The sequence below is a fragment of the Brakhagea slesvicensis genome, from assembly GCF_052161625.1.
Taxonomy (GTDB): domain Bacteria; phylum Planctomycetota; class Planctomycetia; order Pirellulales; family Pirellulaceae; genus JBKCUI01.
The window spans coordinates 4,953,698-4,969,546 of the sequence record NZ_CP197412.1 but is presented as its reverse complement, the minus strand read 5'-3'; the positions used below and the strand labels follow the sequence as shown (position 1 = coordinate 4,969,546).

Here is a 15,849-nt window from a genome sequence, read left to right as displayed (position 1 = left end):
TTTCCCAATTGGAAAAATCTTCGGAATGGATCAAGTCTGCCGGTTGGGCTGTCCGATACGACAATATCGGCCGGACTATTCCGATCGAGAAGACTTTACCTTCTGCGTAACTACTAACGCCTACGCAGAATCGACCTCTAAACATGGAAGTGAACGTCGTGAATCGCTTACTCGCACTCTTTTTCGTTGCGACGGTTGCAGGGGGGACTGCACTGGGTCAAAACCAAGGAACGCGTCTAGCTGCGACTTCGTCTGTGAGGAGTGGTGGTGATGCAGTTACCGTTCGATCGAGTAACGTACCTCGCCCCGCTCCAAGCCGACGCGTCCCAGCCAGATTGGTTGCTGACCAAAGCCTCCTGGAATCTGCCCCATTGGACGGGGAAGTGATTTACGAAGACACAGCAGAGCCGATGGTGATCGGCGATAGCTACTCGCCCGAAGCTGGTCTCGCTGCTGTTGGCGCGGGCTGCGCGTCGTGCGATGGGGACGGTTGCTCGACCTGTGGAGTAGGAAGCCCGTTCGAGTTCGACCTTTGCAATCCCTATGGATTCGACGGTCGCCAGCTCTGTATCTGCCTACCATCGCACGGCTGGGCAAGCGTCGAATATCTGATGTGGTACGCTTCGGGAATGGAATCCCCGGCACTGGTGACCACCTCGCCGGTCCCGACGGCACAAGCCTCCGCAGGGGTCCTGCCCAGTGCAACGACCCTCTACGGCGGTGACAATAACATCTTGACCGACCGCCTCAACGGAATGCGAGTTCGCTTCGGTTGGTGGTTTGTGAACAATCCGAACCTGGGACTCGAAGGAGAATACGTCGGAACGGCAAATGAAAGCGAAACGTTCGACCGAAACTCCAACGGTAACCCCATCCTCGCTCGTCCTTTCTACAATGTTCTGACGGGCCGCGAAGACGCTGAGCTGGTCGCTTTTCCAAGCGTTGTCTCCGGGCGCATCCGAACCGAAGCAGAATCGCAGTTCACGGGTGCAGCCGTTCGTTTTCGCCGCCAACTCTGCTGCAGCAGCGGTTGCGGGATCTCGCCCCTCACCTGCGGCCCTGTTCCTGCCCAAAGCCGGATCGATGCGACCTTGGGATGGCGATACTTCGAACTTGAAGAAGGGCTAGCAATTCGCGAAGATCTTTCGTCGCTCGACACGGCAAACCCAGGTAGCTTTGTTCTCAACGACAGTTTCCGAACTCGCAATCAATTCAACGGTGCGGAGCTGGGTGTGATGTGGCAAGGTCGCCGCGGCTACTGGTCGCTCGATTCCTACATGCGGCTAGGATTGGGGAACACTCGGCAAATGGTCTCCATCGCGGGAAGCACCCAAACGACGGCAAACGGAGCGACCACCACCGCCAACGGAGGACTGCTAGCACAACGAACCAATATCGGTACCTACACTCGCGATCAGTTCGGAGTCGTGCCTGAGCTCGGTGCAACGGTTGGCTATCAATTGACCCAACGGCTGCGACTCACCGCCGGCTACACCTTCATCTACTGGAGCAACGTAGTTCGCCCAGGGGACCAAATCGATACATCCGTTAATCCCAACCTCCTTCCTCCCGAAAATCCGACACAAACTACATTCTTGAACCCCAGGTTTGCCTTCCAAGATTCCGATTACTTGATCCAAGGCCTTAGCCTCGGTGGCGACTATCGCTGGTAGCTAGCAAAAAGCAATCAATAGCGAGCTAAACACCTGAGAAGGCTGGTTGAGAATTCAACCAGCCTTTGGCCGTTTCAGAGTTAGTAGTGAAGGCAAGGAAGCCGTTCGAACCTATAACGACCCAGAGGTTCCGCTTCCTGTAGATTCAACTGGGATGGAGCAAGCGGGACATGGCAAGCCTCTGGAATCAAATCTTCAAGCTTTTGAGTGGCAATCGAGCAAAGCAAGTTCACAAAGTTTCACGCGCTCGATCTCAGCGACGACTGCGAATGGAGATGCTGGAAGGCCGCGCCCTCATGGCAGCGGATATCACCGGTACTGTCTTCCATGACCTAACCGATAACAATATCGACGGCGCGGACCCCCGACTCTCAGCGGTCTCGATCGCCTTGTTTCGTGATGGTGGCAACGCTACCTACGACAGCGGGGCCGGAACCTCGGCGTCTGGCGATGATGTCCTGGTCGGAACCACGACTTCTGCAGCAACGACCGGGCTTTATTCCTTCACCGTGAATCAAGCCGGCACCTATTATGTGGTTCAGACATCCGCGTCCGGCAGTTTGATTCAGCGATCCAATGCGAGAGTTCAGACGATCAACGTTTCGGCAGGTCAAGTCGCCGGGGTAAGCGTTCAGACGATCGATTCATTTAACGACACTTCGCAGACCGTTACCGCATCGACTTCAGGAACCAACCCTGACTTCAATGCCCTGGCTGCTACCGAAGCGCTGGGTGGCGAACGTGATCTGTTTGCGAATGCGACATCGGGAAGCTTGAGTATCGAAGTCGATAACCCATCGACAACGAACCAAGTGGTCTTCAATGTGGGGGCCGGAGCCAACGGTGTTCGACAAATCGTCTATGACGGAGCCGATGGAGATGCGCAGCTGCTCGACAATGACGGACTCGGTGGGATTGATTTGACCTCTGGCGGAACAGCCAATGGATTCCGATTGACGATTGGTGGTGAAGCAGGCACTTCGATCACGATCACCGTCAACAGCGGAGCGAACGCATCGAGCCGCACAGTCGCAATCCCAACGACTGCGGGTGGCGCTCCTACTGACACGCTGGAGATTCTTTTCGCAGACTTCACCACCAGCGCCGGGACCGGTGCTGATTTTGAGGATGTCGGGGCTCTCACCTTTGAAGTAACCGGACCGGATGCTGCCGACGTCACGATCGACTTGATTGAGACGTTTGGTCCCACCGTCTTAACCCAAGACATCGCGAACCTATCCCCCATGTCCATCGGGGATCTGGTTTTCGCAGATCTCGATAACGACGGGTTGTTTGACTCCGCCGGCACAAACCCGGACGTCGGATTGGCCAACGTCACACTCCAGCTCTTCACCGACACCAACAGCAACGGCACGTACGACGACGGTGTTGACCAGCAGACGACCAACAGCGCTGGAAATCCGATTACCACCACTTCCGATAGCAGCGGAAACTATCTGTTCACCAACGTTCTGCCCGGTAGCTACTTCGTGGTGATTCCCGCGAGCCAGTTTGCAACCGGCCAAGCGGCGGCGGGATATATCGCTAGCTCCACCACCCCTGCAGGACAATCGAACAACGCGAATACGGCCGCCAACATCACCGGTGTTGGGGTCGTGACCGCGTTGGTCACCCTGGCAGCGGCTGCTGCACCAACGGACGATGGAGATACCGACAATAACACCGATCTGAGCAACGATATCGGCTTGGTTCCCCAATACGACTTGACTGTGGAGAAGACGTCCACCTCCACTTCCGCTCCCGCTGGTACGACGATCACGTATACGATCGCAGCTCGCAACGATGGTCCTTCTCCCGCGACGGACGTAAGCCTCACCGACAACATCCCTGACGGTATCCAAATCGTCTCGGTCACTTCCAACGTCGGGACGGATGTCATCACGATTCCAGCGATCGCCCAAGACACGACGGCCGCCAATCCGGATGATATCGTAATCGAAGTCGGCAATTTGGCAGCGAGCGCAACCACACAACGCACCATCACGGTGGTTGCCTTTGTTCTCCCAGAGACGGTCGGAACCGGTACGCCGGAATCGATTGAAAACACGGTCACGATCGCAGGTTTCGGTACGGAACTAACCACGCTTCCCAATACGGATTCACTTTCCCTGCCGGTTACTCGAAACGCCATTCTCGAACTGACCAAAACGGCTACCCCAACCACCGCCGTCGTGGGAAGCAACATCACCTACACGCTGACAATGCGGAACACAGGACCATCGACCGCGCGCAACGTTGTCATCAATGACATTTTGCCGGCCGGCCTCGATCTGGTCAGCGTTACCAGCAACGTTGGGACCGCGACGGGAACCCAGGGAACCGGATCGAACCCGGATAGCATTGAAGTCACCGTTGCCAACGTGAACGTCGATTCTCCAAGCACCGACACCGACGTGGTGGTAACCATCGTTGCTACCGTTCTCAACTCGGTCACGGGATCTGCAATTGCAAACACCGGATCGGCTGATTCCGATGACTCCGCAGGTGTCACCGCTAACGCCAATACACCGCTTGCTCGAAACGTCGACTTGGCAATCACCAAATCGATCACGACGAATCCTGCCTCCACGGCAACGCCCGCGACAGCTGCACCTGGCTCTACCTTCACCTACACCATTGTCGCAACCAACGATGGCCCCTCGGCTGCGACGACGGTTCGTGTAACGGACAATCTCCCGGATGGCATCCAAATCATCAGTGCAACGTCGTCCGACGGCACCGATACGATTACCATTCCAGCCTCCGCGCAGGACACCACAGCCTCCAATCCAGATGATTTGATCATCGAAGTTGGCAACCTGGATGTCGGTTCTGCCAACCAAACCACGATCACCATCATCGGTGTTGTACTCCCCGGGACGGCAGGGACCTTTACCAACGTTGCGACCATCGCAGCCACCGACACGACCGGGAACATTGAAGCGGACACTTCAGATAACTCCGCGAGCGTTGCAGCGAACGCTCCGAGAACAGTCGATTTGGCTGTGACCAAGACGGGACCTGCGACCGCCGTTTCCGGAAATACGATTACCTACACGATGTCCGCCGTGAACAACGGTCCTTCGGATGCAGTGAATGTGCAAGTCGCGGATGACATTCCGGATGGGCTTCGTATTATCAGCGCTACGGTGAATGGGTCCCCTGTAACGATCCCAGCCAGCCTGTCGGATACGAACGCTTCCAATCCCGATAACCTGGTTCTCGCGATTGGTGCCCTGGCCTCTGGTGCTACCAACAACACCATACAAATTGTCGCAGCGATCTTGCCAAGCACCACCGCAGCACTGGTCAACAGCGCGGTGATTAGCACCACCGATACCGCAACGGTCGAAACGCCGAACACGAACAATGCTTCTACCGTGACGACGACGCTCACGCAGCAAAACGATGTCGCGGTTACCAAGACTGGACCATCGACCCTTCCTGCTGGAAGCACGATCACCTACACGATGAATGTAACCAACAACGGTCCATCATCCGCCACTTCGGTGAATGTTTCGGATACGCTCCCCACCGGGGTCACCTTTGTTAGCGGAACATCGCTGATCGGGTCCACGGCTGCAGGAACAGTCGCCTCCGGTGCGAACAACTCGGCTACCGTCACCATTCCAACCCTGGCTCCAGGCGAAACGGCAGTGGTGACGATCTTGGCCACCGTCTCTGCCAGCTCCACGGGATCGATCACGAACACCGTGACGGTGACTGCTGCCAACGATACCGTCTCGACGAACAACACCTCGACGGCATCGACCACTCTGACTGCACCTCTTCCCTCGAACATCACGGGACGCATTTATGTCGATAGCAACCGAGACGGTGTCGGACAATCGACCGAGAGCGGAATCGCAGGAGTAACCGTGACGCTGACGGGCACCCCCACCGGCGGATCGACTTCGATCACCCAAACGACGACCACCAATGCAAACGGGGAGTATACGTTCTCCAACGTCGCAGCCGGCACCTACGCGGTGACGTCGGGCAATCCGAACGATTTCAATTTCCAAGCAGCGAACCCGGGGACAACGGGTGGCACAGCAGGCGTTCGACAGATCACTGCCATTCCGCTTGCAGCGACCAATTCGACCGCCAACAATGTGGGCTTCGTTCGGGTCTTTAGTAAACGATTGTTCTTGTCCTCGTCGACGCGATAACCCCACCAGACTGGAATACCATGAGCTCTTGGACTGCCTTGACGCATCCGCTGGCCTCCCACCACTTGGCGATCCTGCGCGATGCTTCAACAAAGCCAGCTCAATTCCGAGTTCAGATCGATCGGCTCGCTACCTTGCTGGCCATCGAGTGCCTGCAAGACTTAACGCTATCCCCCACCTCGGTGCAAACACCGATGGGGCTGGCGGCAGCAGAGACTCTGAAGCAACGGGTTGCTATCGTGCCGATCCTTCGAGCTGGTCTAGGATTGGTCGAACCGATCCTCCAGCTTCTGCCCGATGCGGAAGTCTGGCATTTGGGAATGTACCGAGACGAAGAAACCGCTCTGCCGGTTGAGTATTATTCCAAACTACCTGCAGATCGCCCCGCTGATATCGGACTGGTCCTCGATCCCATGCTCGCCACCGGCGGTAGCATCCGTCTAGCCATCAGCGCACTGAAGAAGTGGGGCGTTGCCGACATTCGCGTCCTGAGTGTGATCGCATCCGCTCCGGGGTTGGCACAACTGGCCGACGAATATCCCGACGTCCGACTCTGGGTCGGAGCGGTCGACCCAGAACTGAACGATCGCAAATTCATCGTCCCCGGCTTGGGCGATGCCGGAGACCGCATTTTCAACACGCGATCTTAACGGGCCCATTCTTAACGGGCCCATTCTGGATGGCCCGGAGCCTAACGGCTTCGAACGCGTTGGCGATCTGCCAGCTTCGAAATGCGAAGCTGTCGACCTACCACCCAAGCTCTGCCTAGAATCTTGAACAAGTCTCGCGGCATGCCTTTGGGCAAATAGACCGTGCTATGCTCATCGAAGATGGTGATTTGACCGATGTAGCTCGAGTCCAATTCAATCTCGTTGGCAATGGCGCCGACCAAGTTACCTGGTTTGACCCCATGCTGACGCCCGACTTCGACTCGAAACAACTCCATGCCTGCTCGCGGGGATTCGTCGCGAGGCCCCGAAGCATCGCCCCCCTCAAATTCGCCGCGTTGCTCGCGAGGATCAAAACGAGGTGTCTTCGTCCGGCCGCGTGAGAATCCGTCACGATCATCTCGAGGACCGCGATCGTCGCGATCCCGCCGATCTCGTCCACGGAGAGCTCGATCAAGCGAGTCTTCTTCGGGCAAGAGAAACGGGCGTTCTCCAGTGCAGAGCTTTGCTAATGCCGTGGCCGCTTGCTCGATGCTGAACTGGTGTTCCTCGCAGCACTCTTCAATCCACTTCTTAAACCTTTCAGCCGATAGAGAATCCTGCTGATCCACTACGACTTGGCCTGCAATCTTCGTTTTTAACCGTGTTATTCGGGCTTGATTGATCTCGCGCACGGTTGGAACTTCCATCGGCTCGATCGCTTTTCCGATCGCGCGGTGGATATCCTTAAGGAACCCTCGCTGCCTTGGGGTGATAAAAAGAATGGCTTCGCCATCGCGCCCCGCTCTGCCGGTTCGACCGATTCGGTGAATATAGGCTTCGGTATCGAAGGGTAGGTCGTAGTTGATCACATGGGTAATGCGCTGGACATCCAAACCGCGAGCAGCAACATCCGTCGCTACCAGGATTTGGACGGAGCCATCCTTCAATTGTTCAATCGTTCGCTCGCGCTGTGCCTGTGCAATCTCACCATTGATCGCGACGGCGCTATAACCCATGCGATTGAGCGCTTCGGCGATCTCGACGGTCGCGTTGCGTGTCTTGACGAAGATAATGGTGCCATCGGAAGGTTCATGCTCCAGGACTCGCTGCAGTACCTCTAGCTTGAACTTGGGTTCGATCATCAAGTAACGCTGGCGGATCGTATCGGCCGTTTTTTCCTTTGCAGCAATCGAAACGACATGCGGGTCCTTGAGATGTTTGTCGGCGATCTCTCGAATCGCGCTGGGCATGGTCGCTGAAAACAGGGCGATCTGTACATCCGCGGGTGCTTGGGTCAGAACCCATCGCACGTCGTCGACAAACCCCATTCGCAGCATCTCGTCCGCTTCGTCGAGGACCAAGCACCGGAGCTTATCGATCTTCAAACGCTCCTCGCGCATGTGATCCATCACTCGGCCCGGCGTTCCGACAATGATTTGAGGCCGCTGCCTTAAAGCTTGAATCTGCTGGGCATATCCGCTTCCGCCGTACAAACAAGCGACATGAAGCCCTCGCATCGACTTTCCGTAACGCTCGAACGACTCGGCAACCTGGATGGCAAGCTCCCGCGTCGGAGCCAACACCAGCACTTGAGGGGAGGAATCGTTGACGTCGATTCGGCACAGAAGAGGCAAAGCGAAGGCAGCCGTCTTTCCGGTCCCCGTCTGGGCCTGCCCCAACACATCTTGTCCGGTCAACAAACTGGGAATCGTCGCAGCCTGAATAGAAGTCGGGGTGTGATACCCCGCCGAAGCCAAATCATCGCAGATGGGCTCGGGTAATCCTAAAGTCAAAAAACCATTCAATGGCGCAGCAGCGTCCGTCATCTCTTCGATGGGAGTAATCATCAAAACTCAGTAGTTCTAGCGTTATGTCAACCCAACTCACCGTTGGCTGCACGCTACGATCGCATGCAGTGGATCGGGAAAGTCAAGTTCACTCTGCTGCCACTCGAAAACATTGCAGCTACCAAACTACCATTCCCATCGCTCACGCCAAAATCGTACCAACTCCGACGTTTTGCAGAAGTGACAAAACAGGGAATTGCCCCGAAGTCGTCGGGAAATTGCGTTAAACGCGTTGTCCAAGCCGATGGGCAAGTCGAAGTAAAGTCTGACTCGCATCATTCTCAACAAGCTTGGCATGAATCAAATGCAACTGCGTGCGATCCTCCCAAGCCTCCGTGAGTGCGCGGTCGAATTCCCCCTCATTCTCCACGTAATGGCCTCTCCCGCCCCCATAAACCTCCGGCAGCTTCCAATACTTCCACGATGGGATCTCGTTGTAATTCCAACTCCCGGACTGCAGGAAACGCTCCGTGCCATAACCGTGGTTGTCGAGCACCAGCAAAATGGGATTGTGCCTATGCCTCACCAATGTCGCCATCTCCTGCCCGGTCATCTGGAATGCGCCATCTCCAACAATGGTAAAAATTCGGTCGTCCGGTTTCGCCACGCAAGCCCCCAATGTGGCAGGCACCGAAAAACCCATGGACGTGTAATAGGCGGGGGAAAGGAAATCGGTGCGATCGCGTATCACAAGCTCCGATGACGAAAACAACGCATCCCCAATATCCGCAATCACAATCGTATGCTCATCCAACTGAGTATTGATACGCTGGATCATTCGGCTGATCTCCAACGGCCGCTCGGGCTCGATCTGCAAGGGCTCCGGCCGCTTCAAATGAAGCCCCTCAGGGATCAATCGCTTCGCTGGAACGGGCTTCCCATCGATCAATCGCTCCAGAAAATCTCCAAGCGGAACATTCGGAAACTGATGGAAGGATATCTGCAACTGCTCGCTCGTTGCATAGATGCAGTTCTTCACTTCTAACTGCGCCGTGTAAATTCCCAAGTTAATATCGGTCATGAAGGCACCGAGCAACAACACGCAGTCGCTCTCTTCGACATACTTCGTAACATCCTCACGCCCCATCGCGCCTTCATATAATCCGATATACAATGGATGCGTTTCGTCGATCACACTTTTGCCCAATATGGTCGCCGCAATCGGTATGCTCGCCCCCTCAGCAAGTCTCAATACCAAGTCCTGAAGTCCGAAACGATGGATCTCGACCCCCGCAATGATCACTGGCTTCTTGGATGCATTCAATCGTTCGATCGCTTCCTTCACGGCCTCCTCTAACGCTTCCGCGTTGTAAAGACTCGCAGGGCGTTTGTACGAGTGAGTTACCGATGGAACCACGTCCACCATGTCGCGGGGAAGATCGATGTAGACCGGTCGCTTGTAACGATAACAAGCATCGAGAACCCGATCGATTTCACTGAAGGCAATAAGAGGGTCGTCCAACTCGACCGCCGCAATACAAAGCTTCTCAAACACCTCTCGCTGAGTGCTGAAGTCACGGACTTTGTGATGCAGCAGCGGATTGTTCACGCGTTCCCGCAAACCAGGTGAACCGGTGAGCATCACCACCGGCGACTTCTCTGCAAATGCCCCCGCGACACTGTTGCAGACCGATAGCCCCCCCACGCAATAGGTGACACATAAAGCTCCCATACCCCGAATACGAGCATACGCATCGGCGGCAAAACCCGCGCAGTCCTCTCGGGTGCAACCGATTGTTCGAATCGGGCTCCGCTCGAGCATACTGTAAAAATGAAGGATATAGTCCCCCGGAATCCCAAAACAATCGCCTATCCCATAGTCCTGCAACCGCTTGATGAGATACTGGCCGATCGACAATTCTGCAACAGGCCACTGTCCACGCGAAGAAGGCTTGCCTTCCGATACTCGCCCAATCGAACTCAAGGGATCGTTCATAGGTCGTCCAACACCACTTCCAAGAGAAAAGAACGGAAATCCAGACGAGAGGTGTTTCCGGACCGGGGAGAATCCCCGCTCGAATTGTAGCACTCAGTCCACTCGAAGGCCGAATGGCGAATCGAAATCTGTTTGATTGGCGATCTCTATTTGAATGTGGAAACGTCCACCTTCTCGCCACCGTTCGGGCTGATCAAGGAATCGAGTACTGCTCCAGGGACCGTGTTGGGAATTCGAAGCCCTTCCTCCTGCGCCGATACGGCGGTAAAGGAATCGCGATACAAACCACCCAAGTCCTTCATGGGGCGATTGCCAGGACGCACCCCTTGCGAAATGTCGATATCTCCCGGCTCCGTCCAACTTGCCAATCCATGCTTGGTCTCTACCAACAAAATGGTGGGATCATCGATATTCTTCGATGAAAGGGGCCCCGCGGGCGGGAAAAGCGTGCCCGGGCCTATGATCAACGCGTAGTTGGTTTGAAAACCTGCCATGGCATCGGAATGAGGACTCGCAAACTCCTCAGGCATCTTGGACATGCACTGCAAATTGTTCGCGCTGTCATAGGGTTGATCCAACTGAAACGTATGGTACAGCGACTCATACCCAAGGAACGGCAAAATCAAGACTCGCCATGAGTAAAGAGGGATCCCTTTGTCATCATAGACCACCGGCGGTGGATAGGTCCCGTGACGATCGGCATACTCATTGAGCGCTTTAGCGATCAACTTCATATTGTCGATGTCCTGATTCTGCGCCGCAATCAACGCCCTCTTTTGGATCGTCGGCCAAGCCATCCAGACCACTGCGACCAAAGCAACCAACGCAGTCGCACTGCAAGCCGACGCAATCAACATCGGGAACGAATTCCGAGCCATCGAACGCGAGACTGACTTACTAGTCACCACTAAGGGAGCTGCCTCGAGCACACCTCGTTCGTTGTATCGAGGCATCGCAACAGTTTTTCCACAGCCAGCACATGGACCCGTTTGCCCAGCATACCGATCATCCACCTTGGTCCGGTGATGACAAAACGGGCAGATAAACTCGAATGGCATACGTGTCCCTCAGGTCGTGGAGTTGAATCCGAATGCATCGCGACGCCGCAAGGCGTTTACGCTTTCCGGCCAACAAACTGATAATAAGGTGTACGCACCAACGGTAGGTAAGGAACTTTGGCGCGACTCTCCTTCAATCGTAACGTTTCGAAATGCTTCTGAAGGTAAGGAAGGTGATCCGGGCTCGGAAAGACATTGTCGTTGGCGAACCAAACCGGCCAAAACGATCGGGTACCCCAACGATGCTTCTCCAAACCATCGATCGGGTATTTCCTCGCTACGTAAAAATCGATGACGCCAATCAATCCTCCCGGCTTGAGTATCCGCAATGCGTTGTCGATCGCAGCAAACCAATCGGGAATCATCGTCAGGGAATAGGAAAAGGTGACGACGTCGGCGGAGCCCTCCGGCGGCACCCACTGGGTCGCGTCTCCTACAACCGCCTCCACGTTCGACCAACCATTCTTCACAGATCGCTTTTTGACAATCCCTAACAGCGACTCGGCTAAATCGACGACATAAACCTTCTCAAAACGCCGGATTCCGTCGCCAGCGAATTCCAAGTTCGATCCGGTTCCGCCCCCCATATCGACCCATACGCCACCCTCGCTCCGATCGACTACCTCGCGATAGACATCCTCGCGACCCTGCAGAAGCCGCTTTCGAAAATCGTCATATCCCTCCGCTTGGCCCGCGTAAAAACTTTCCATCCGCTCGGAGTGCGTTTTCCCTCGAACAGGACGAAGAACCAAATGGTACAAAATTTTGAGGTCGTTACCCAAAGACATAAAGGGTTACCCGGTGCAAGAACTATTAGAATTGAGTCGGTATCCTAACCTTTTCCCTTCGAACGAGTAGGTCCCACACCGCTCAGATTCCTCGCCGATTTCGGTTTCAACAGCCTAGGGTACCTTTCGGACTCGCCCGCTACCGACGTCCAGATTACCATACGATCGCGAAAGCGGGGATTCGCTACCCCCTTGCTCGCCACATTCCAATGCTCACAACAAACCGAACCTTGCAATTTGTCTCTCCTTTCCTGCGAACTCTCTCTCGTCCTATGAACCCAACACTCGCTTCCTCCGTTCGCCTTCGCCGTTCCATCCTGTCGCAGTCTCTCATCCATGGAACGAAAATAGCCTCTCTCACCGCGATGCTCGGCCTGAACATGATGGCGATGCAAAACGGCTTCGCACAAGAACCGACGAAACCAAAAGGAGGTGAGGTTCCCGCGCTCGCACCAGCGTCCGATGAAGGCGAAACAGCCATCGGCTCCTTTAAGTTCCCGGAATCGATGGACTGCAACTTGTTCGCCGCCGAACCGATGTTCGCCAACCCCGTGGCCTTCGCGTTCGACCGTATGGGCCGTGTCTTCGTTTGCGAATCCTATCGCCAAAACAAAGGGGTTACCGATAACCGAGGCCACGATGGGAAATGGCTCGACGCTGACCTGGCTGCGATGAACGTCCAAGACCGCATTCGTTACCATCGCGAACTGCTCGGAAAAGAATCTTCCGACTACGAACGATTCGATGACCTCATCCGCGTACTCCTCGACAAGGACGGTGATCATCGTGCCGATGACAGCAAAGTATTCGTCTCCGGCTTCAACGGAATTGAAGAAGGGACCGGTGCGGGCGTTCTCATTCGAGACGATATGGTGTACTACACCAACATTCCTAAACTGTGGGGATTCAAGGACTCGAACAACGATCTGGTTGCCGATGAACGTATCGTCCTATCGGACGGCTACGGTGTTCGCGTCGCATTTCGCGGCCACGATATGCACGGACTGATCCTCGGGCCAGACGGACGACTCTATTTCTCCATCGGGGATCGCGGATACTCGATCGACACGCCAAACGGTACCTTCCAAGACCCCGAAAGCGGCGCAGTGTTCCGTTGCGATCTCGATGGTGGCAACTTGGAGGTCTTCGCGACCGGCCTTCGCAACCCTCAAGAACTGGCCTTCGACGATGAAGGAAATCTGTTCACCGGAGACAACAACTCGGACTCCGGGGACAAGGCGCGATGGGTACAGGTCGTTCAAGGAGGCGACACGGGGTGGCGGATGATGTACCAATACCTTTCGGATCGAGGCCCCTTCAATCGAGAAAAAATCTGGTACCCCTACGAAGGAACCGAAAGCCCAGCATACATCGTTCCTCCTATCGCCAATCTCAGCGATGGCCCCTCCGGACTGATCTGCTACACCGGTGTCGGGTTGGAGAATAGCGAGCAGTACAAGAACGCGTTCTTCCTCTGCGATTTCCGAGGACAATCGTCTAACAGCGGAATCCGGCGCATCCAACTGAAACCGAAAGGGGCTACGTTCGAAATCGACAAGAACGAGCAATTCATCTGGCAAATCCTTGCGACCGATATCGATACAGCCCCAGACGGAAGCCTGGTCGTCAGCGATTGGGTCAACGGTTGGAACGGCGAAAACAAAGGTCGCTTGTATCGGTTTGCATCCAAGTCGATCGAGGTCCAAAACGCAGGGAAGCTGTCTGCCGCAGAATTGAAACAAGGATTCCGATCGCGATCGGACCAAGAACTCGTCGCCTTGCTTGCTTCCCAAGACCGAAGATTGCGACTCGAAGCACAGTGGGAACTAGCAAACCGAAAAAACGTCACCGCCCTGGTCAACGTTTTGCAAAATGCAAAGTCGCGTAACGAAAAACTACACGCAGTCTGGGGGCTTGGACAAATCGTCCGAAAACAAAATGACACCGTCGCGGGCACGGCCCTGATCGGTGCTCTCAGCAATTCCGATGAATACGTGGTCGCACGCGCATGCGACGCGCTCGCCGAAAGCAAAATAGAATTCTCGGACCAAAGCCTTGCCGATCTCGTTCTCCACCCCTCCCCGGTCGTTCGGCGGCAAGCCATGTTGGCAGTGGCTACGAAGAAAAAATCCTCCGCGTTAGAACAAGTCGCGAAGGCGGTCGTCGACAATGCCGATCAAGATCCTGTGTTGCGACACGCGGCAATCATGGCCGTATCCAAGGCGATCGACAAAGAAGGTATCGAACGATGGAGCAAACACCCCAACGACTCCGTGCGCGTCGTCCTGGCTGTTGCCCTTCGGAAAGCCAAGAACCCTGCGATTAAAAATCTGTTGGGGGACGCATCGGTGCGTGTCGCGAAAGAAGCGGCACGGGCTATCTACGACGTTCCCGAACTCCACTCGGAGTTGCCTGCACTGGCTGCTCTCACCATCGCCCGCGAATTCGATGAGCCGATTGTGCAGCGAATCCTTCACGCGAATTACCGACTCGGACAAGATGCAAACATCGATCGGCTCATCGCGTTCGTGACATCGAATGTAGGGACCGAAAAGATGCGAGAGGAAGCGATGAATCTTCTCGGAGATTGGGCCGCTCCCGGGTTGCGTGACAAAATCATGAATCGGCATTTGCCCCTCCCCGACCGCTCCGCCACACGCGTGATCGAGCGATTGCAACAAAATGTCGCTGCGTTAGCCGCCACGCCAGATGCCGTCCGCGACGCATTCTTCAAAGTCGGCGCAAAGTACGACATGAAGGAAATTGCCAGCCTCATCGAATCGATTGTCCTCGATTCCAAAGCATCGCCGCGCCGCCGAGCCGATGCGATCGCCGCCCTCGCGACATTGAATCCGAATGAATTGAAGAAACAGTCCACTTCACTCCTGCAGGACTCGCAAGAATCGGTGCGGATTGCGACGATGCGATCCCTCGCAAAGATCGACAAGCCCGCAGCGGGTTCCGCTGTCGAGAAGGCCATTGCATCGAAATCGACCGGCGAACGACAAGCCGCTTGGGACCTCATCCCCGCACTCGACGATTCCATCGCTCAAGCCTTGCTCACCAAGTCAGCGCCTGCCTTCTTCGCTGGATCCCTGCCCAAAGATACTTGGCTCAATGCCACAGAAGCGATCGCGGCCAAAGGGACGGACGAGATGAAGCGAACGCTGGAAGCTCGTGACAAGGAATCCGCCTCCAAAGCTGCTTCCGATCCCAAAGCAGCCTACTCGGATTGCGTGGATGGAGGAGATGGTGAGGCAGGACGCGAACTCTTTTTCACCCGAAGCAACCTCTCGTGCGTGCGCTGCCACAAAGTTGGGGAAACCGGAGGCGAAGTTGGCCCCGTTCTGAGCGAACTTGGAAAACAAAAGGATCGAACCTATCTCCTCGAGGCAATCGTCGCTCCCAATCAAGCCATCGCGCAAGGCTTCGAAACCGTCGTCTTGCTAACTGAAGACGATGAAACGATCTCGGGGATCCTGAAGAGCGAAACCGACACCAAACTCAGTCTCATGGACGCGCAAGGTGCGGTGATTGAGATCGAGAAGGACGCAATCGTCAGCCGCAAAAAAGGCCTTTCATCCATGCCCGCCGATTTAACGAAGTACCTAACGAAACGAGAATTGCGAGACTTGGTAGCCTATCTCGCCAGCCTCGATGGCTCTCCCGCTTCGCTGAAGAACTTCGGTGCAACAGGCGGTCATGCCGTCGAATGAATTGGTTCA

The 15,849-nt window shown here is 55.5% G+C and carries 8 protein-coding genes; 4 read left to right on the top strand and 4 right to left on the bottom strand.

The genetic code is table 11. From position 1 onward, the window contains the following. Positions 1-158 precede the first annotated feature (158 nt). From SH467x_RS18995 to upp, 3 genes are all read left to right on the top strand, one after another. A complete protein-coding gene (locus SH467x_RS18995; protein WP_482368665.1) occupies positions 159-1,673 on the top strand; it encodes a BBP7 family outer membrane beta-barrel protein in 1,515 nt (504 codons plus the stop codon). A gap of 170 nt (positions 1,674-1,843) precedes the next feature. Then, positions 1,844-5,845: a beta strand repeat-containing protein gene (locus SH467x_RS18990; RefSeq protein ID WP_482368664.1), complete on the top strand. Its 4,002-nt coding sequence runs from the start codon at positions 1,844-1,846 to the stop codon at positions 5,843-5,845. A gap of 20 nt (positions 5,846-5,865) precedes the next feature. Further along, positions 5,866-6,495 (top strand): uracil phosphoribosyltransferase, encoded by a 630-nt coding sequence (upp, locus tag SH467x_RS18985; protein ID WP_482368663.1) that lies wholly within the window; start codon positions 5,866-5,868, stop codon positions 6,493-6,495. A 41-nt stretch (positions 6,496-6,536) separates the two neighbouring features. On the opposite strand, the gene SH467x_RS18980 is transcribed toward upp, so the two are convergent. The 4 genes from SH467x_RS18980 to SH467x_RS18965 all read right to left on the bottom strand — a co-directional run bounded on the left by SH467x_RS18980 (position 6,537) and on the right by SH467x_RS18965 (position 12,046). Beyond that, positions 6,537-8,342, bottom strand: coding sequence for a DEAD/DEAH box helicase (locus tag SH467x_RS18980; RefSeq protein WP_482368662.1), 1,806 nt, complete (start codon positions 8,340-8,342; stop codon positions 6,537-6,539). Positions 8,343-8,565: 223 nt separating this feature from the next. Beyond that, entirely contained in the window at positions 8,566-10,278 is a 1,713-nt protein-coding gene (locus SH467x_RS18975; protein WP_482368661.1) for an alpha-keto acid decarboxylase family protein, read from the bottom strand. Positions 10,279-10,424: 146 nt separating this feature from the next. Further along, the gene (locus tag SH467x_RS18970; protein WP_482368660.1) at positions 10,425-11,156 is read right to left on the bottom strand and encodes a DUF1559 family PulG-like putative transporter; all 732 of its coding nucleotides are present in this window, start codon (positions 11,154-11,156) and stop codon (positions 10,425-10,427) included. 236 nt (positions 11,157-11,392) lie between these two features. After that, entirely contained in the window at positions 11,393-12,046 is a 654-nt protein-coding gene (locus tag SH467x_RS18965; protein WP_482368659.1) for a class I SAM-dependent methyltransferase, read from the bottom strand. A 350-nt stretch (positions 12,047-12,396) separates the two neighbouring features. Between SH467x_RS18965 and SH467x_RS18960 the strand changes: the two genes are divergently transcribed. Further along, a complete protein-coding gene (locus SH467x_RS18960; protein WP_482368658.1) occupies positions 12,397-15,840 on the top strand; it encodes a PVC-type heme-binding CxxCH protein in 3,444 nt (1,147 codons plus the stop codon). The last annotated feature ends 9 nt before the right edge of the window (positions 15,841-15,849 follow it).

Coding starts and splice junctions, on each gene's coding strand:
- SH467x_RS18975 (WP_482368661.1), bottom strand. CDS start 10,278: ATGAACGATCCCTTGAGTTCGATTGGGCGAGTATCGGAAGGCAAGCCT.
- SH467x_RS18960 (WP_482368658.1), top strand. CDS start 12,397: ATGAACCCAACACTCGCTTCCTCCGTTCGCCTTCGCCGTTCCATCCTG.
- SH467x_RS18965 (WP_482368659.1), bottom strand. CDS start 12,046: ATGGAAAGTTTTTACGCGGGCCAAGCGGAGGGATATGACGATTTTCGA.
- upp (WP_482368663.1), top strand. CDS start 5,866: ATGAGCTCTTGGACTGCCTTGACGCATCCGCTGGCCTCCCACCACTTG.
- SH467x_RS18970 (WP_482368660.1), bottom strand. CDS start 11,156: ATGGCTCGGAATTCGTTCCCGATGTTGATTGCGTCGGCTTGCAGTGCG.
- SH467x_RS18990 (WP_482368664.1), top strand. CDS start 1,844: ATGGCAAGCCTCTGGAATCAAATCTTCAAGCTTTTGAGTGGCAATCGA.
- SH467x_RS18980 (WP_482368662.1), bottom strand. CDS start 8,342: ATGATTACTCCCATCGAAGAGATGACGGACGCTGCTGCGCCATTGAAT.